At 64.5% G+C, this 17,038-nt stretch carries 20 protein-coding genes; 3 read left to right on the top strand and 17 right to left on the bottom strand.

The genetic code is table 11. From position 1 onward, the window contains the following. Positions 1-124 precede the first annotated feature (124 nt). The 17 genes from ACFSNB_RS04580 to ACFSNB_RS04500 all read right to left on the bottom strand — a co-directional run bounded on the left by ACFSNB_RS04580 (position 125) and on the right by ACFSNB_RS04500 (position 15,643). On the bottom strand, positions 125-2,224 hold the full coding sequence (locus ACFSNB_RS04580; protein ID WP_377314858.1) for a carbon starvation CstA family protein: 2,100 nt from the start codon (positions 2,222-2,224) through the stop codon (positions 125-127). Positions 2,225-2,496: 272 nt separating this feature from the next. Continuing rightward, the gene (locus ACFSNB_RS04575) at positions 2,497-2,688 is read right to left on the bottom strand and encodes a YbdD/YjiX family protein (protein WP_377314857.1); all 192 of its coding nucleotides are present in this window, start codon (positions 2,686-2,688) and stop codon (positions 2,497-2,499) included. Next, positions 2,681-4,738, bottom strand: a complete 2,058-nt coding sequence (locus tag ACFSNB_RS04570) for a carbon starvation CstA family protein (protein WP_377314856.1) — start codon at positions 4,736-4,738, stop codon at positions 2,681-2,683. The genes ACFSNB_RS04575 and ACFSNB_RS04570 overlap by 8 nt, the downstream gene beginning before the upstream one ends. Before the next feature lie 219 nt (positions 4,739-4,957). Next, positions 4,958-5,650, bottom strand: a complete 693-nt coding sequence (locus tag ACFSNB_RS04565; RefSeq protein WP_377314855.1) for a 4'-phosphopantetheinyl transferase family protein — start codon at positions 5,648-5,650, stop codon at positions 4,958-4,960. 264 nt (positions 5,651-5,914) lie between these two features. After that, positions 5,915-6,487 (bottom strand): phage tail protein, encoded by a 573-nt coding sequence (locus tag ACFSNB_RS04560; RefSeq protein ID WP_377314854.1) that lies wholly within the window; start codon positions 6,485-6,487, stop codon positions 5,915-5,917. A gap of 59 nt (positions 6,488-6,546) precedes the next feature. Next, on the bottom strand, positions 6,547-7,086 hold the full coding sequence (locus ACFSNB_RS04555) for a phage tail protein (protein ID WP_377314853.1): 540 nt from the start codon (positions 7,084-7,086) through the stop codon (positions 6,547-6,549). Positions 7,087-7,113: 27 nt separating this feature from the next. Next, positions 7,114-7,644, bottom strand: coding sequence for a phage tail protein (locus ACFSNB_RS04550; RefSeq protein ID WP_377314852.1), 531 nt, complete (start codon positions 7,642-7,644; stop codon positions 7,114-7,116). 245 nt (positions 7,645-7,889) lie between these two features. After that, the gene (locus ACFSNB_RS04545; protein WP_377314851.1) at positions 7,890-8,156 is read right to left on the bottom strand and encodes a hypothetical protein; all 267 of its coding nucleotides are present in this window, start codon (positions 8,154-8,156) and stop codon (positions 7,890-7,892) included. A 205-nt stretch (positions 8,157-8,361) separates the two neighbouring features. Beyond that, complete coding sequence (locus ACFSNB_RS04540; protein ID WP_377314850.1) at positions 8,362-9,126, bottom strand: RNA methyltransferase; 765 nt, start codon at positions 9,124-9,126, stop codon at positions 8,362-8,364. Further along, a complete protein-coding gene (gene cimA / locus ACFSNB_RS04535) occupies positions 9,123-10,775 on the bottom strand; it encodes a citramalate synthase (protein ID WP_377314849.1) in 1,653 nt (550 codons plus the stop codon). Before cimA ends, ACFSNB_RS04540 begins: the two co-directional genes overlap by 4 nt. Positions 10,776-10,868: 93 nt before the next feature. Further along, positions 10,869-11,282 (bottom strand): hypothetical protein, encoded by a 414-nt coding sequence (locus ACFSNB_RS04530; RefSeq protein WP_377314848.1) that lies wholly within the window; start codon positions 11,280-11,282, stop codon positions 10,869-10,871. A 9-nt stretch (positions 11,283-11,291) separates the two neighbouring features. Then, entirely contained in the window at positions 11,292-12,278 is a 987-nt protein-coding gene (locus ACFSNB_RS04525) for a bile acid:sodium symporter family protein (protein WP_377314847.1), read from the bottom strand. A 120-nt stretch (positions 12,279-12,398) separates the two neighbouring features. Further along, positions 12,399-12,788 (bottom strand): DUF3024 domain-containing protein, encoded by a 390-nt coding sequence (locus ACFSNB_RS04520; RefSeq protein ID WP_377314846.1) that lies wholly within the window; start codon positions 12,786-12,788, stop codon positions 12,399-12,401. A 264-nt stretch (positions 12,789-13,052) separates the two neighbouring features. Beyond that, positions 13,053-13,583 (bottom strand): GNAT family N-acetyltransferase, encoded by a 531-nt coding sequence (locus tag ACFSNB_RS04515; protein WP_377314845.1) that lies wholly within the window; start codon positions 13,581-13,583, stop codon positions 13,053-13,055. Then, entirely contained in the window at positions 13,584-13,880 is a 297-nt protein-coding gene (locus ACFSNB_RS04510) for a type II toxin-antitoxin system TacA family antitoxin (RefSeq protein ID WP_377314844.1), read from the bottom strand. It lies immediately after the preceding gene. Between the two features lie 106 nt (positions 13,881-13,986). Further along, positions 13,987-15,210 (bottom strand): TRAFs-binding domain-containing protein, encoded by a 1,224-nt coding sequence (locus ACFSNB_RS04505; RefSeq protein WP_377314843.1) that lies wholly within the window; start codon positions 15,208-15,210, stop codon positions 13,987-13,989. Between the two features lie 4 nt (positions 15,211-15,214). Next, positions 15,215-15,643, bottom strand: a complete 429-nt coding sequence (locus tag ACFSNB_RS04500; protein ID WP_377314842.1) for a TIR domain-containing protein — start codon at positions 15,641-15,643, stop codon at positions 15,215-15,217. A 238-nt stretch (positions 15,644-15,881) separates the two neighbouring features. Here ACFSNB_RS04500 and ACFSNB_RS18870 point away from each other — a divergent pair, with 238 nt between their 5' ends. From ACFSNB_RS18870 to ACFSNB_RS04490, 3 genes are read left to right on the top strand one after another with little or no spacing between them, the layout of a single operon-like run. Next, a complete protein-coding gene (locus ACFSNB_RS18870; RefSeq protein ID WP_417629363.1) occupies positions 15,882-16,091 on the top strand; it encodes a recombinase family protein in 210 nt (69 codons plus the stop codon). Then, positions 16,039-16,476 (top strand): recombinase family protein, encoded by a 438-nt coding sequence (locus tag ACFSNB_RS04495; RefSeq protein ID WP_417629362.1) that lies wholly within the window; start codon positions 16,039-16,041, stop codon positions 16,474-16,476. The genes ACFSNB_RS18870 and ACFSNB_RS04495 overlap by 53 nt, the downstream gene beginning before the upstream one ends. A gap of 60 nt (positions 16,477-16,536) precedes the next feature. Further along, positions 16,537-16,671, top strand: a complete 135-nt coding sequence (locus tag ACFSNB_RS04490) for a hypothetical protein (protein WP_377314973.1) — start codon at positions 16,537-16,539, stop codon at positions 16,669-16,671. The last annotated feature ends 367 nt before the right edge of the window (positions 16,672-17,038 follow it).

Raw genomic sequence — 17,038 nt, 5'->3', positions numbered from 1 at the left:
GCCTTGTTTCGCAGATGCAGTATCGCGGGTGCAGCATGACGCTGTCAAGCGGGCGCCGCCCGCGCCCGCCAAGGGCCGAAGGCCCTTGGATCCCCTCGGGGGGCGGGCACGGACAGACCTCGTGTCAGTCCATGAAGCCGTGGGCCTGGGGCAGGGCCGCGGCGGGGTGGGGCAGGGCGGCGCTCGGCCCGCCGATCTCGACCGCGCTGGGGTGGCGGTCGGCCAGGGCGCGGCGGATCGTCAGCCCGCCATAGAACAGCATCGCCCCGACCAGACCGAGCAGGGCCAGGGTGATCGCGGCGTCGATCTGGGCGTTGAGGGTGATCTGGCTCATCTGGCCCAGGCTCTTGGCCGGGGCGATCACCCGGCCCTCGGCCAGGGCGGCGCCGAACTTGTCGGCCTGGGCCAGGAAGCCGATCGCCGGGTTGGGATGAAATACCTTCTCGATCCCGGCGGTGACGGTGCAGGCCAGCAGCCAGGCGGTGGGGATCGCGGTGACCCAGGCGAAGCGCTGCCGCTTCATCTTGAACAGCACCGAAGTGCACAGGATCAGCGCGATCGCCGCCAGCATCTGGTTGGCGATGCCGAACAGCGGCCACAGGGTGTTGATGCCGCCGAGCGGGTCGATCACCCCGACATAGAGGATGTAGCCCCACATCGCCACGGCGATGGCGGTGGCGGTCAGGTTGTTGGCCCAACTGCGGGTCTGGCGGAACGACGGGATCACCGCCCCGATCATGTCCTGCACCATGAAGCGGGCGGCGCGGGTGCCGGCATCGACGGTGGTGAGGATGAACAGGGCCTCGAACAGGATGGCGAAATGGTACCAGAACGCCATCATCGCCTTGCCGCCGATCACGCCGGAGAAGATGTGGGCCATCCCCACCGCCAGGGTGGGGGCGCCGCCGGCGCGCGACAGGATGGTGGCCTCGCCGACGTCGCGGGCGGCCTCGGTCAGCATCTCGGGGGTGACGACGAAGCCCCACGAGGCGATGGTCTGGGCGGCCTGGAGCGCGTCGGTGCCGATCTTGGCCGCCGGGCTGTTCATTGCGAAATAGAGGCCGGGCTCCAGCACGCTGGCGGCGATCATCGCCATCACCGCGACGAAGCTTTCCATCAGCATTCCGCCATAGCCGATGAAGGGGATCTGGGCCTCGCTCTCGATCATCTTGGGGGTGGTGCCGGACGAGATCAGCGCATGGAAGCCCGACACCGCGCCGCAGGCGATGGTGATGAACAGGAACGGGAACAGCGAACCGGCGAACACCGGGCCGCTGCCGTCGATGAAGCGGGTCACCGCCGGCATCTTGAGATCGGGCAGCACCACCAGGATGCCGATGGCGAGGCCGGCGATGGTGCCGATCTTGAGGAAGGTCGAGAGATAGTCGCGCGGGGCCAGCAGCAGCCACACCGGCAGCACCGCCGCGACGAAGCCATAGCCGATCAGCATCAGCGCCAGGGTCTCCGGGCTGAAGCTGAACAGGCTGGCCAGTTCCGGCGTCTCGGCCACGGTGCGACCGTAAACCAGCGCGGCCATCAGCAGGACGAAGCCGATCAGACTCATCTCGCCGATCCGGCCGGGGCGGACGAAACGGCCATACAGTCCCATCAGCACCGCGATCGGCAGGGTGGCGAACACGGTGAAGGTGGCCCACGGGCTGCCGGCCAGCGCCTTGACCACCACCAGCGCCAGCACCGCCAGCAGCACGGTGATCACCATCAGCACCCCGACCAGGGCGATGCCGCCGGCGGCGGTGCCCAGCTCGGCGCGGATCATCTCGCCGAGCGAGCGGCCGTCGCGCCGCACCGACAGGAACAGCGCCATCGAATCCTGCACCGCGCCGGCGAACACCACCCCGGCCAGGATCCACAGCGTGCCGGGCAGATAGCCCATCTGCGCCGCCAGCACCGGCCCGACCAGCGGTCCGGCCCCGGCGATCGCGGCGAAATGGTGGCCGAACAGCACGTAGCGGTTGGTGGGAACGTAATCGAGCCCGTCATTGTGCCGCAGTGCCGGGGTCGGCCGGGCCGGATCCAGCCCCATCACCCGGCGGCCGAGGAACAGGCCATAGAAACGGAACGCGATCAGGTACAGACAGACCGTGGCGACCACCAGCCACAGCGCGTTGATGGTCTCGCCCCGTTGCAGGGCGACCACCCCCAGCGCCAACGCCCCCAGCGCGGCGACGATGCCCCATCCCAGCTTTACGATCGAATTCGTCATTCCCCCCGGACCCTCCGCGCGAGCCGTCGGCTCGATGATCAACCGATCGCACTATATCGATCCCGACCGGCCCGCGCCGCCATTTTGTCACAATCGGACGCGGGGGATGTGGGCTCTGCCCACCCCCGCCAAGGGCCGCAAGGCCCTTGGAACCCATTGGTTGTTGGCCGCGCGAAGGGCAAGGAAAGGGATCCAAGGGCCTTGCGGCCCTTGGCGGGTGCGGGCAGAGCCCGCGCAAGGCCGGGGCGCGTGGGGACCCCGGCCGGGAGGGATCAGCAGCAGCGGGCGACCCCGCCGCCATAGCGGGCCTGCTGGCGGTCGCGGAAGAATTCCTCGTAGCTCATGATCGGCGCGTCGGGATGCTGGGTCATCTGGTGGATGACGTAGGCATCGTAATCGGGCACGCCGACCATCAGCCGCCCGGCCTGGCGCAGGATCCGGGCGGCGGCCTTGAGGTCAAACACGGCCGGCCTCCGGGGCGCCGATCTCGACCGCGCTGGGGCGGGGGTCGGCGGCGGCGCGGCGGATGATCGCCACCCCGTAGCCCAGCATCGCCACCACCAGACCGAGCAGGGCGAGGGTGATCGCCCCGTCGAGCTGGGCGTTGAAGGCGATCTGGCTCATCTGGTCGAGGCTCTTGGCCGGGGCGATCACCTTGCCCTCGGCCAGGGCCGAGCCGAACTTGTCGGCCTGGGCGAAGAAGCCGATCGCCGGGTTGGGGTGGAACGCCTTCTCGAACCCGGCGGTCAGGGTGCAGATCAGCAGCCAGACGGCGGGCACCGCGGTGGCCCAGGCGAAGCGCTGCCGCTTCATCTTGAACAGCACGGCGGTGGCCAGGGTCAGAGCGATGCCGGCCAGCATCTGGTTGGCGATGCCGAACAGCGGCCACAGGGTGTTGATGCCGCCCAGCGGGTCGATCACCCCGACATAGAGGATGTAGCCCCACAGCGAGACGGCGATGGCGGTGGCGATCAGGTTGTTGGCCCAGTTGCGGGTCTGGCGGAACGACGGGATCGCGGCGCCGATCATGTCCTGCACCATGAAGCGGGCGGCGCGGGTGCCGGCATCGACGGTGGTGAGGATGAACAGGGCCTCGAACAGGATGGCGAAATGGTACCAGAACGCCATCATCGCCTTGCCGCCGATCACCCCGGAGAAGATGTGGGCCATCCCCACCGCCAAAGTGGGGGCGCCGCCGGCGCGCGACAGGATGGTGGTCTCGCCGACGTCGCGGGCGGCTTCGGTCAGCATCTCGGGGGTGACGACGAAGCCCCACGAGGCGATGGTCTGGGCGGCCTGGAGCGCGTCGGTGCCGATCTTGGCCGCCGGGCTGTTCATCGCGAAATAGAGGCCGGGCTCCAGCACGCTGGCGGCGACCATCGCCATCACCGCGACGAAGCTTTCCATCAGCATCCCGCCATAGCCGATCAGCGGGATCTGGCCCTCGCTCTCGATCATCTTGGGGGTGGTGCCGGACGAGATCAGGGCATGGAAGCCCGACACCGCGCCGCAGGCGATGGTGATGAACAGGAACGGGAACAGCGCGCCGGCGAACACCGGGCCACTGCCATCGACGAAGCGGGTCACCGCCGGCATCTTGAGGTCGGGCAGCACCACCAGGATGCCGATGGCGAGGCCGGCGATGGTGCCGATCTTGAGGAAGGTCGAGAGATAATCACGCGGGGCCAGCAGCAGCCACACCGGCAGCACCGAGGCGACGAAGCCGTAGCCGATCAGCATCAGCGCCATGGTTTCGGCGCGGAAGCTGAACAGGTTGGCCAGTTCCGGCGTCTCGGCCACGGTGCGGCCATAGACCAGCGCGGCGAACAGCAGGACGAAGCCGATCACGCTCATCTCGCCGATCCGGCCGGGCCGGACGAAGCGGCCATACAGCCCCATCAGCACCGCGATCGGCAGGGTGGCGATCACGGTGAAGGTGCCCCACGGGCTGCCGGCCAGCGCCTTGACCACCACCAGCGCCAGCACGGCGAGGATGATGGTCATGATCATCAGCACCCCGACCAGGGCGATCGCCCCCGGCACCGGCCCGAGTTCGGCGCGGATCATGTCGCCGAGCGAACGGCCGTCCCGTCGCACCGACATGAACAGCACCATCGAATCCTGCACCGCGCCGGCGAACACCACCCCGGCCAGGATCCACAGCGTGCCGGGCAGATAGCCCATCTGCGCCGCCAGCACCGGCCCGACCAGCGGCCCGGCCCCGGCGATGGCGGCGAAATGGTGGCCGAACAGCACGACACGGTTGGTGGGGACGTAATCGAGCCCGTCATTGCGCCGCACCGCCGGGGTGGGTCGGGCCGGATCGATCCCCATCACCCGGTGGCCGAGGAACAGGCCATAGAAACGGAAGGCGATCAGGTAGAGACAGACCGCGGCCATCACCAGCCACAGCGCGTTGATGGTCTCGCCCCGATGCAGGGCGATCACCCCCAGCGCCAGCGCGCCCAGCGCGGCGACGATGCCCCAGCCTACTTTTGTGACGGATGACCCCATGACAGATCCTCCCTTTCGAACGATCCGGCCGTGAATGCAGGTACCGCCGCAGTATATATGCCGGATACAGGGGTCGGAACCGCTTTTCGGTCATAAAAGCACGTCGTGCCGGCTGATTTTGTTATTTTCCACCATTTGCCACGGCGGCGGCGCGGTCCGCGCCTAACCCTGGCGGGGCGGCAATTCTTTCCGCGTCAACGGTCGTGCCGGCGTCGCCGCTCAGCGCGGCGGCGCGGCGCCACGGCACCAGGCGGTGAAGGCGGCGGGATCGAGCGGATGATGGGACAGGCCGGGGGTGCCGCTCCAGGCGGCGGCGAGATGATGGTCGGGCGGCAGGGGGCTCTGCCACAGGCGCCAGCGCAGATGGCCGAAGGTGGCGGTGGCGCCGGCGATGCGGATCCCGCTCATCGGCGCGGTCAGGCCGAGCCCGGCCGCCTTCAGCGCCGCCTCGCGCGCGGTCCAGGCGGCCAGGAACCCGGCCCGCCAGGCCGGGCTGCTGGGGTCGGGGCCGAGGCGGGCGGCGGCGGCGGCGCCCAACGCGGTTTCGGCCAGGGCCTGATCGATCTCGATCCGGCGCAGGGTCTCGACATCGACGCCGACCTCGCCCGGCGCCAGCGCCACCGCCACCGCGCCCTCGGCGTGGCTGAGGCTGAAATCGAGCCGGACCGGGCCGCCGCACAGCACCGGCTTGCCCTTGGCGGTGGCGGTGAAGGTCAATCCGGCCGGATCCAGGCCCAGCGCCCGGCCCAGCGCCAGCCGGGCGAGGGCGTGGGCGGCGGTGAAGGACTGACGGTCGGCGGCGCGGCGGAAACGGTCGGCACGGGCCCGTTCTTCCGGCGCCAGCAGCCCCCGCCACGCCGGATCGACCGCGCGGTCGTCCGGCAGCAGCAGGCTGTAGAGCGTCACGCCCATCGCCGCACCATGGCCCCGCGCGCCGGGACAGGCGGGGGCGGGGCGGGCGGGCTGATCATCGTGACGAAACTCCGGTTGGGGCGACCGGAATCCGGGCGACGGCAAAATCATAATCGCTCGCCGGATGACGACAAGCCCTGTCTGGGCGCGCGCGGAAACCGTGTCGGCCGGAAAAGCGAAGGCGGGGCTGAAACCAGGCGGCGTCGGGTGACCCTCACCCCGGCTTGGTCTGAAGCCCCGCCGGATGGAACGCCGGCGCCACCGTCAGGGCCGGGCCGGATAGATTCCCGCGTAGGCGATGCCATGGAACAGCGCCAGATTGGGCTGGCGGTTTTCGTGGGCGACGACCCCCTGTGCCGCCCCGAACGGACCGATGACGTTGTCCGCCAGCGGCACCAGATCCGCGGGCGGGCTGAGATTGGCATAGCGCGGCGCGTTGTTGCTCGCGGCCGTCAGCGCGTCAAGGTTCGACGAGTTCAGTGGGGCGGCGGTTTTCTGGTCGTTGCCTCGCACCGGGTTGAGCTTTTCGAGCCCGTGGGTATGGCTCGGCAGCATGGTGATGTCCAGGGCAAGGCTGGCTTCGCCCGGGGTGGCCCCCAATGGGTAGCTGGTCATTCCCCGCCCGTTGGAGGCCTGCCCCACCCCGATTCCGGTCCGGCCGGTGAAATTGGGCAACTTGAAATTGTTGATCCCATCGCCGCCATAGATGTTCCCGATCACCATGAACAGGCTCTGATACTGGGCGATGGTCAGGGTCTGACCAGCGCAGAGCAGCCAGCCATCCGGGACAAAAATGTTGGCGAAAAGCCGGATTTCCCCAATAAATGGATCGCTCATGACGGATCACCTTTCTTCATTGTCGCCAGGATCCGGCGCGTGCGTCGCGCCAGGATCAATCAGTTGAAGTTCGGGAAGATCCCGTTCCAGCAAATGATGTAATTGACCGCGATCGACGGCATCATGTTGTCATGTGGCAGGTTGCCGCCAACCGAGGTCGTGATCGCGGCGGCGTTGAAGAACCTGGTCCCGTCCGTTCCCTGGCTGGTGTCGCCATAGAGATGCAGGGTGTCGGCGACCCTGGCCAGGGCCAGTGTCTGGTTGGGGACGCCTTGGGTCGCGAGGCTGCTCGAACAGTTGAGGGCGTGGGTGTGGGAGGGGAAGTTGGCCTCGGTCAGGGAGACCTGCTCCACCCCGCCGGTTGCCGCCAGGACCCGGTTGGTGAGGCCGGGGCCCTGGCCGCTGCCGACTGCCGCGTTGCCGCAGAGATTGGGAACCGCGAAGGTGGTGGTGCCGTTGCCGCCGAACAACCCCGCGATCAGGGAAAACAGGGCCTGATAGGACTGAGCCTGGTAGGTCGTGCCGTCGCACAGCAGCCAACCCTGGGGGGCGTAGGAACCCGCGAACATTCGGATTTCGCCGATGAAAGAATCCGCCATTTCGTTCTCCTTACTTATCCGAATCGCTCAGGGACGGGTGGGATAGACGCCTTGGACCGCGATGCAGTAGGTCAGGACGGTGTAGGGCTGCATGTTTTGGTGGGGAGCGGACCCCCCGGCGGATTGGAGCGAATTGGCGCCGATCGTCACCATCGGGGTCGATGGAGGCCCATACAGGTTTTCCGGCGACGGCGTTTGGGGCGAGGCATAGACCGCGTCGGCGACCCCGGTGGCGTTGCCGGCATTGACGCTGACCATGAAATGGTGGTTGTGGGCGGGGATGTTGTTGGCGACCAGCACCACCCCTTCCTGACCGCTGGCGGCGCCGAGGTGGGTCGGATCACTTGGCGAGGTCGAACTCGCGCCAATCGCCACCCGACCGCGCAGGTCGGGAACCCCGAAGGTCGTCTTGCCGTCACCGCCGTAGGTTGTTCCAATCAGAGAGAACAGCGCCTGAAAGTACCGGATCTGCAACAACGAACCGTCACAGGGCGCCCATCCCCGGGGAATGCGGCCGAAGCCGAAAAGCTTGACTTCGCCAAGAAATGGTTCCGCCATAAGACCCTCCATTCCATTAGGTCATAAGCCTTCCGCGAGGCGGCATCCTGGTTGATGCTGTCTTTCAGTCAGCTACTGAAGGTAATTTAGTATGGCCTCAACCCATGATCCGAGTCAAACCCGGATCAACCCTAAGGTTGTCTATCGGTCTTTATTATCATCGTAAGGTATGGGGTTGACACCCGATCCCCAGCGAAAGGAATCGGTCACCTTTTGTTTCCCGGTTCCGGGGGCGGTGATGGGGCTCAGGGGTGGGCGGGTGGTAGCGTTTCACGCTCGGCGCGGTGGAGGTCGTCCCAGCACAAGGCCGGCGGGGGCTGGTCCCAGCGGCCGCCGCTGGCCGCCAGCACCGCGTCGTTGAGGCGCATCACCTCGTTGTTCTCGCGGTTGCCCTTGCGGTTGTGGCGGCTGACGGTGTTGACCTCGCCGAGCGGCAGGCCGGCCTGTTCCAGCATCCCGGTCAGGCAACTGGTGCCGCTGCGATGCATGCCGAGGATCAGAATGGTCCGCATCCGCTCCCCCGTCTGCTTGCGCGGGCTCTGCCCGCACCCGCCAAGGGCCGCAAGGCCCTTGGAACCCTTTCCTTGTTCTTCGCGCGACCAACGCTCGCGCCCAAGCTGACCGGCCTTTCCGTGCCCGACCATTAATGGGTTCCAAGGGCCTTGCGGCCCTTGGCGGGGGTGGGCGGAGCCCACAGGCGTCAGCCCCGCCGCCTTGTCACGCGCCCTTGCGCAGCCGGAAGGTCACCAGCTCGTGGACGATCCCATGGAGGGTCTGGATCTCCTGCCCGGTCAGATGGGCGCGCTGGAAGATGTTGCGGATGTTGCGGATCATCACCGGCCGCTTGTCCGGCACCCGCAGGAAGCCGCAGGCATCGAGTTCGCGTTCGAGATGCTCGAAGAAGGCGATCAGCTTTTCCTTCGGCGCCGGGCCGGTGTCGCGGGCGCCCTTGGTCATCGCCGGCAGCGAGTCCGGTGCCTCGGCCTGATACCATTCATAGGCGATCAGCAGCACCGCCTGGGCGAGGTTGAGCGAGGTGTAATCCGGGTTGAGCGGCACGGTCAGCACGGTGTCGGCCAACGCCACGTCGTCATTTTCGAGCCCGGTCCGCTCCGGCCCGAACAGCACGCCGCAACGTTGGCCCTCGGCCTCGAGCCCGCGAATGACATTGGCGGCCTGACGCGGGGTATCGACCGGCTTGACCATGTAGCGGTCGCGCGCGGTGGTGGCCCACACCCGGGTCAGGTCGGCCACCGCCTCGGCGGTGGTGTCGAACCGCCGCGCCGCCAGCAACACCCGGTCGGCGCCCGAGGCGGCGGCGACGGCGCGGTCGGACAGCCAGTCCTCGCGCGGCGCCACCAGCCGCAGATCGGTCAGGCCGCAATTGAGCATCGCCCGCGCGGTGGTGCCGATGTTCTCCGACAATTGCGGGCGGACCAGGATGATCGCCGGCGCCAGCGCCGGCGCGCTCCCGTCACTCATTCCGGCACCTCGACGTCGCGCAGGCGGAACAGCATGAAGGTGATGGCGTCCTGCAACGCCTCCAGCGAGGCTTCCAGCACGTTGGTGTGGACGCCGACGGTGGTCCAGCGATGGCCGCGCCCGTCCTCGCTCTCGATCGTCACCCGGGTCTTGGCGCAGGTGCCGGCGGTGCTTTCGGTGATCCGCACCCGGTAATCCTTCAGCTCCATCTCGGCCAGCTCGGGATAGACCGCCACCAGCACCTTGCGCAGAGCGACATCGAAGGCGTGGACCGGACCGGTGCCCTCGCCGACCTCCATGTGCTCGTGCTCGCCGACCGCGACCTTGACGGTGGCCTCGGACAGGGTGACCCAGTCGCCCCGGGCGTTGCGGCGGCGTTCGTCGATCACCCGGTAGCGCTGAAGGCGGAAATAATCCGGCACCTCGCCCAAAGCGCGCCGCACCAGCAGCTCGAAGCTGGCCGCCGCCTGATCGTAGGCGTAGCCCTCATGCTCCAGCTTCTTGATCAGATCGACCAGATCGCTGACCGAATGCGGGTCGAAGCCGACCTGCATCCGCTCGACCACCTCGACCAGGGCGTCGCGCTTGACCGCGTCGAAATCGACCCCGATCTCGTTCATCCGGGCCAGGATGTTGGAGCGGCCGGCCTGATCCGACACCACGATCTGGCGCAGATTGCCGACGGCGGTGGGGTCGATGTGCTCGTAACAGCGCGGGTCGCGCGCCACCGCCGAGACGTGCAGCCCGCCCTTATGGGCGAAGGCCGAGGCGCCGACATAGGGCTGGCCGCGCTGGGGGGCGCGGTCGAGCACCTCGTCGAGCAGGCGCGACAGCCGCTTGAGCCCGGTCAGCCCCTCGGGGGTGACGCCGGTCTCGAACCCCATCTTCAGCATCAGCGCCGGCAGGATCGACACCAGATTGGCGTTGCCGCAGCGCTCGCCCAGGCCGTTGAGGGTGCCCTGGACCTGGCGCGCCCCGGCCCGCACCGCCGCCAGCGAATTGGCGACCGCGGTTTCCGAATCGTTGTGACAGTGGATGCCGAGATGGTCGCCGGGGATGCCGGCGGCGATCACCGCGCCGACGATCCGCTCGATCTCCTCGGGCAGGGTGCCGCCGTTGGTGTCGCACAGCACCACCCAGCGGGCGCCGGCCTGATAGGCGGTCTTCACCGCCGCCAGGGCGTAATCGGGGTTGGCCTTGTAGCCGTCGAAGAAATGCTCGGCGTCGAACAGGGCCTCATCGACCTTGCGGGCGGCGTGGGCGATCGAGTCGCCGATCATCCGCAGGTTTTCGTCGAGGTCGATCCCCAGCGCGACGGTGACCTGGAAGTCCCAGCTCTTGCCGACCATGGTGACCACCCGGGCCGGAGTCACCAGCAGCGCCCCCAGGCCGGGATCGTTGTCGGCCGAGCGGCCGGCGCGGCGGGTCATCCCGAACGCCGCCAGCTTGCCGTGCTCGAACGCGGGCGGATCGGCGAAGAAGGCGTCGTCGGTGGCGTTGGCCTTGGGCCAGCCGCCCTCGATGTAATCGATGCCGATTCGGTCCAGCTCGCGCGCGATCCGCGCCTTGTCGGCAGCGGAGAAGTCAACGCCTTGCGTCTGCGCTCCGTCGCGCAGCGTCGTGTCGTAGAGATAAACGCGCTCGCTCATGGCTGAACCCGTCGGGCCTTTCGTCGCTAAGAGGACAGGAACCCGGCACTCTGCCCGATTCTGTTCCCCAAGGGCAACTTGATTGGCCGCCGGTCAGTCGCGGTGGCTGTATCGGATCGCGATGCCGTGATAGTGCGAGAGTTCGGTGCCGGGCTGCATTCTGGGCGGCAGCGAGATTTCCAGTGTCCGGGCATCGACCCAACGCAGGCGCGGGCGGCCGGTTCCCATCTCCGTAAAAGTCTGGATCGGGCCGGGTTTGCCCCAGACGTTGGGATGATCCACGTCTTCCATCTCGAGAGAGTAGGTCGCGCCCAGAAACTCCCCGCATACCCAAAGTTGGGCGACCCTGCGCCGGTCCGGAGAGACGATTTCCTGTTCGATTGCATCCGGCGCGCAAAAGCCGTGTTCCTGCTTGAGCAGGAAAATCACCCCGACCACCAGCGCAACGCCGAGGGCGAGCAGCGTGCCCAGGCAGATCGCCAGAAATTTGATCAGCCCCTTGATCAATATCGTGTCTCAGGATTCCGGGGGAAGGGGAGCCGTCGGCGCCCGCGCGGCATAACGCCGGGCCAGGGCGGCGCAGGCCATCAACTGGATCTGATGGAACAGCATGAGCGGCAGCACGATCAGGCCGACCTCGGCCGAGGGGAACAACACGTTGGCGATCGGCACGCCGCTGGCGAGGCTTTTCTTCGAGCCGCAGAACACGATGGCGATCTCGTCCTCGCGCGAAAAGCCGAGGGCGCGGCTGAGAAACGTCGTCGCCGTCAGCACCAGGGCGAGCAGGAACAGGCAGACCACCACCATCACCGCCAGCCCGTCGAGCGGCAATTGCCGCCACAGGCCATGGATCACCGCCTCGCCGAAGGCGACATAGACCACCGACAGGATCGAGCCGCGATCGACCAGCCCGACCAGCCGGCGGTGGCGGCCGACCCAGCCGCCGATCCACGGCCGCAGCATTTGCCCGGCGATAAAGGGCAGCAGCAATTGGGCGACGATCGCCTCGATCGAACCGAGCGACATCGTCCCGCCGCCATCGACCTGCATCAGCAGCGTCACCAGCAGCGGGGTGAGGAATACCCCGAGCAGGTTGGAGGCCGAGGCGCTGCAAATCGCCGCCGGGACGTTGCCGCCGGCGATCGAGGTGAAGGCGATCGAGGATTGCACCGTCGAAGGCAGACAGGCGAGATAGAGCATCCCAAGCGCCAGCCGATCCGGCAGCCAGCCCGGCGCCAGCGCCTTGATCGCCAGCCCGAGGGCGGGGAACAGCAGGAAGGTCACCGACAGCACCAGCAGATGCAGCCGCCAATGGGTCAGGCCGGCGAACACCGCCTCACGCGACAGCCGGGCGCCATGGAGGAAAAACAGCAGGGCGATCGCGACATTGGAAAAATCGTGGAAATAGTCCGCGAACGTCCCTCGCGCCGGCAACAGGCTGGCCAGCACCACCGTTCCCACCAGCGTCAGGGTGAAAGTGTCAGGACGAAACCGAAACGCCACGATCGTGTCTCCGTCAGAAAGGACCGGCCAGCAAGGCCGGACCACGCCGCGTCGGGGGGCTGCCCCCTCCCTGGTATAAGGGAGGGTGTGCCGGGAACGGAGCAAAAAGCGTTCCGGCCGTTAAAGCGGCTGCACCAACCCTTCCGTCTCCATGAGACGCAAGGCTTCGGGCAAGGTCAGGTCGGGATGCAGGCAAAGCCATTGCCCGGTATGGCGATGCCACATCAGGTCGAAGCGATGGTTGCCCTGGTGATCGAGGCGGGCGAAGGGGGCGTCGAACTCTTCGCCGGCATTGTCGGCGAACCCCGAGCGATAGCGGCGGATGAAGCTGTAGCGTTCGCCGCGCCATTTCCCGAACAGGGCGACGGGGTAGTTGAAGGGCGTGGGGCGGATTTCGGGGAGGAAACGCGGGATCAGAACGTCGGCGATGAAACGGTCGCAGGTGGCGGCGATGGCCGCCTTGTCATCCTTGGACAGTGCCCTGCCCCACGACCCCAACCGCTTTGCCATGACCTCATCTCCTGGTATTCCTGGACAGCGTGAGCATTCGACGCCCATTTTGATGCCCAGAGGGTGTTGCTACAACACTCAACCATTTCTGTCAGAATGATCGAAGTCGCGCACAGAGGCGAGATGGTGGAGACGGTGGGATTGACCCGTGAGCCGCCAAAAATTCAGCGAAAACAATATGCGAAATGACGCCACCATTGCCGTTTTGTCGCGCCATTTCTGTAGCGCCGACAATGGCTTCGGTGGACAATATGCGAATCGAACTCAGGGCGCGCTGACATCCATACCCGCCGCCGTCACCGATGCCGCGATATCCGCGATAGATCGAAACAGCATCAACGGGTCATCTCTGGACGGTGAGAAACCACGACGGCGCCAGAATTCAGCCGCCTCGGTATCGATGGCATTGACCATCAGGGCGCGCCCACCAATCAACCGTGCTCCCTGAACGCAACGGATCAGGGCATGGCGCAGCAGGCCGGTAGCGATACCGTGACCGGCCCACTCCATATCGGTCGCCAACTGCCCCAACAGCAAGCAAGGGACGGGGTTGGACGGTTGGCCGGTCTTGATGGAGCGGGGTAGTACGGTCGGCACCGCTGCCGTGGGCGCCAAGCCGTAATAGCCCACCACCCGCCCCGCATCATGGACGACCATCACAACGGTGAAGCCCTTTTCCTGATTGGACAGGGCGCGGGTCTGGAGCCAGTGGTCAAGGGCAGGCTTGCCGCAGGTGAATTGCGACACGTCGTGTGTCGCGTTCAACGGTTCAGGGGTGGAAAGGGGCGTCGACACTCAGCCTTGCCCGCTCTCTCGTTCCCACGGCGCGGGACGCTTCAGAATTTCAACCATGGGAGCCACGGGTACGGCCGGGGCGGACAGCACCGCCATGAAGGCGGCAAACCCTTCCTGGCTCATGCGCACCAACCCGGCCTCCATCAGCGCGTCTTCGGCGGCACGCACCGCCGCTTCGCGGACGAAGTCCGTTCGTGACCGCCCGCGCAACTGAGCGGCCCGATCAATGATGGCGAGATCGGCGTCGGGCAGTCGCATGGAGAGCGGATGGTCTTTGCGATTGGCGGTGGCGGACATGGCAACTGCTCCCTGATGTCAAAGCTAATATGTGTGACGGTAGCGCATTTTGCAATACGAGCCAGGGCGTATGCCAGAAGAGCAAATAGATCAGGGAGCGGGCGAATCAGGCTTCCAGTTTAGACAAGGCTTTCGGCTTGTGGGCAAGATACGTGTCTATCTCCCACTGATCGGGATTTTTCGCAAGAAACATGGCCTCAAATCGCAAGCCACTATCAGAATTACCTAGGTGGAAGCTGCAATTGGCAAGAGTTGCATAAGCCCATTTTAGGTCCTGATCGTCAGAGTCTTCTATTTGTTGTGATAGGCTCGCGACAATTTCGCGCCTTGTCCTCTTCGCCTCAAACTTACTGAAAGCAACCTCTTCTTCATCGTTTGTCGTTTTTGCCAAGATATCAAGACAAGATGCGTAATTTTCCCCTGAATAATAATTTCTTGAGAGTAGGTATCCTCGTTTGTACGCATTGATGGCTAGGCTGAGGGTTTGCCGGTCCCCGTTGATCTCAAAGAGGCGTTTGTAAATGGCTCCGACAAGACCAAGAGTCTCTGGGTCGTTTGTTTCATCTTCATGGTATATTTTTGATATTATGGTGAGGGCGGAAATCAGGGCAGTCTCTTTGCTGGGGTATTCGGATTTGTACACGCAGAGTGCATGCTGCTGAATGAAATAATGTTCGTCTGGCATTATCGCAGATGCCTTTTCCCACAAAGAGGCGGCGCGTAGGAAATCTCCGCTAGCCTTTAATGCCTTTGCTCTTTCGGAGAAGGCAAAAACGTGATTTTCTTTTTGAAGAAGTCGTGAGATTACATGTTCGTAATCTCTATCTGACAACTTGTGTGGGGTGATGTCAGTCAGATATTCGAACAACGGGCTATCGGTTCCGTTTTGCTCTTCTATTGCTCTGATTAGCTCTTCAAGCCGCTGCTGGCATGCCTTCGCTTCCGAAGCGCCAACATCATCGCCAAGGTGGGTGTATATCAGGAAGCGATTGTGGTCGAGGTCGAAGGGAATTTTCCCTTCCCTATCCTTTAAGATCACCGTGTGATTTGGTCGTGCAGCGTGCCTTATCCCTAATTCGTAAATCGCGTTGGGGTTTAGTGTGGTGATATCAGCAATTACTAGCTCCGCCCTCACCAGCAAAGCATACATGCTCTTGTCAATGATGCCGGAGTCCTGAATTTCATCAGCCCTAATGCTTGTATAGCCGCATCTTTCGACGGCGGGCTTTATTATATTCGTATACGTCTTATCTAGATCGTAAGTCTTTCCCGTGGAGAAGTCCGTTTTCTTTCCGAATCCCATGATGGTAAAGCAGAGCTTGCTTCTCACCTCCTCAGACTCCTGCGGGAACGGGGTGATCGAGAGTGTCGCAAATCTTCCTAATGATGGCCGGGGCGTTAAAGCCAACAGGCCCACCCTCGTTGTCAGCATTTTGAATGAACACAGGGATGTTTCCAGTATAGCCGTGCGGCCGAACAGAGAGGATCGGCTTTTTGTATTCCACAGCAACACCAACTTCAAACTTGCACCAATCGCTGTTCACCATCGCCATTTGTGCAAAAACGACAAAATAATTGCACTGCCTCACCTGTTCGCGCAGCGCGGCCTTGATCTGGTTTACGCGATTTACATCCAGCGGATCGTGGGATGGCACGGAATAATCCAGGTAGCTAAAGCCGTATTTCTTAAATTTCTCAACCAAGCTGTTGTAATCGTCGGCATACGACCAGCGGTGAGAGATCATAATGTTGGGCTTTGTCATTCGTCTTTCCCCTCATCGTAAGGCTTGGTTCCAGACGGCCTGAGCTTGTTTAAATGCTATGTCGCTCAGCCGTTGGTCGTGCCAATGATACTACCTTACGGGCTATACCGGAAGAGGTCGCGGGTTGAGATGAGGGGGGCTTGGAAGGGCTTCGTATCGTTAGGTCAGGGTCTTGTGAGGCCCGCAGCTCTGTCCCGCGCAATGTCTCAATAGAGCGCAATTTGACTTCTGGGACAAAATGCCCATAGCATCCTTGGAGCTTATTGAGACGGGGGATGCGATGCTGATCGGCTATGCCCGCAGTTCGACTCTGGAACAGGTCGCCGGGATCGAGGCGCAGATTCGCGACCTCCAGGCGGCTGGATGCGAGAAGGTCTTTGCCGAGCAGGTGGTCCGTGGACATTGCGGGTCGCCAGCAGCTTGCCCGGCTACTCGACTACGCCCGTGATGGCGATACAGTCGTTATCTCCGACCTTTCAAGATTGGCGCGCTCCGTCTCCCATCTGCTGTCGATCTTTGAGAAGCTGAATGGGAAAGGAGCGGGCCTGCGCATCCTCAACATGGGGATCGACACCAGCACGCCGACCGGCAAGTTGATGATCACGATTCTCGGCGGCATCCATTGCTGGGAGCGAGAGATCATGCTGGAGCGCCAAAGGGAGGGCGTTGCCAAGGCGAAAGCCGAAGGGAAATGCAAAGGTCGAAAGCCGACCGCCATGGTAAAGGCGGAGGACGTGCGTCGGCTGAAGGCTGAGGGTGTTGGTGCCACCGAAATTGCGACTCGTCTCGGTATCGGGCGGGCGTCGGTCTATCGGGCGGTGGCTGGCGCGTAGCTTGCCGCGGACTCGTCAGGAAACCAGCGCAGATCGCATTATCATGACCGAAAGGTCGGCCTGTGCAAGGCGGCGATTTACGCGAGGATCAAAGAGGGGGCGTTCCCAGCTCCAGTGAGCTTCTTCGCGGGGCCGGCCGTTGCCTGGAAGCTGACCGACCTGCTGACAAGGATGGGGCGGCAGGGAGAGGCATAGGCCGGAGGGCAACCGGGAGACCGCTTGTGGGTCATCCTGTGGGTTCCCCCGACTTGGCAACAAAAAAGCCAAGTCACATCAACGACTTGGCTTGGGCAAATGGCGGAGAGGGTGGGATTCGACTCTCGCGCCACAGAACCCGCAGAAATCCTAGGCTTCAGGCAACCCGAAACTGCCCTTGGTGTAACAGTTCGGGGTAAGGATGGCAAGGGGCGCTGCCACGCCCCGGCCGAGCCTCTAAGAGCCCAACTCAAAAAGAGTTGAGCGGTTTCAGAGGGTTGTGATTCCGTTTTGTTGCGAGACGAAACGGAGAGAGATCGATGCCCTGGACCGAAACCGCCCGCCGTGAGTATCGGCGGGCGAACCG

The organism is Phaeospirillum tilakii, assembly GCF_042683125.1.
In the GTDB taxonomy this organism is placed as follows: Bacteria; Pseudomonadota; Alphaproteobacteria; order Rhodospirillales; family Magnetospirillaceae; genus Phaeospirillum; species Phaeospirillum tilakii.
This window is presented reverse-complemented; position numbering and strand designations above follow the sequence as displayed.

Excerpts from the sequence above, each read along its gene's own strand:
- cimA (WP_377314849.1), bottom strand. The coding sequence starts at position 10,775 with ATGAGCGAGCGCGTTTATCTCTACGACACGACGCTGCGCGACGGAGCG.
- ACFSNB_RS04545 (WP_377314851.1), bottom strand. The coding sequence starts at position 8,156 with ATGCGGACCATTCTGATCCTCGGCATGCATCGCAGCGGCACCAGTTGC.
- ACFSNB_RS04565 (WP_377314855.1), bottom strand. The coding sequence starts at position 5,650 with ATGGGCGTGACGCTCTACAGCCTGCTGCTGCCGGACGACCGCGCGGTC.
- ACFSNB_RS04510 (WP_377314844.1), bottom strand. The coding sequence starts at position 13,880 with ATGTCCGCCACCGCCAATCGCAAAGACCATCCGCTCTCCATGCGACTG.
- ACFSNB_RS04520 (WP_377314846.1), bottom strand. The coding sequence starts at position 12,788 with ATGGCAAAGCGGTTGGGGTCGTGGGGCAGGGCACTGTCCAAGGATGAC.
- ACFSNB_RS04580 (WP_377314858.1), bottom strand. The coding sequence starts at position 2,224 with ATGACGAATTCGATCGTAAAGCTGGGATGGGGCATCGTCGCCGCGCTG.
- ACFSNB_RS04550 (WP_377314852.1), bottom strand. The coding sequence starts at position 7,644 with ATGGCGGAACCATTTCTTGGCGAAGTCAAGCTTTTCGGCTTCGGCCGC.
- ACFSNB_RS18870 (WP_417629363.1), top strand. The coding sequence starts at position 15,882 with ATGCCCATAGCATCCTTGGAGCTTATTGAGACGGGGGATGCGATGCTG.
- ACFSNB_RS04540 (WP_377314850.1), bottom strand. The coding sequence starts at position 9,126 with ATGAGTGACGGGAGCGCGCCGGCGCTGGCGCCGGCGATCATCCTGGTC.
- ACFSNB_RS04560 (WP_377314854.1), bottom strand. The coding sequence starts at position 6,487 with ATGAGCGATCCATTTATTGGGGAAATCCGGCTTTTCGCCAACATTTTT.
- ACFSNB_RS04555 (WP_377314853.1), bottom strand. The coding sequence starts at position 7,086 with ATGGCGGATTCTTTCATCGGCGAAATCCGAATGTTCGCGGGTTCCTAC.
- ACFSNB_RS04500 (WP_377314842.1), bottom strand. The coding sequence starts at position 15,643 with ATGACAAAGCCCAACATTATGATCTCTCACCGCTGGTCGTATGCCGAC.
- ACFSNB_RS04570 (WP_377314856.1), bottom strand. The coding sequence starts at position 4,738 with ATGGGGTCATCCGTCACAAAAGTAGGCTGGGGCATCGTCGCCGCGCTG.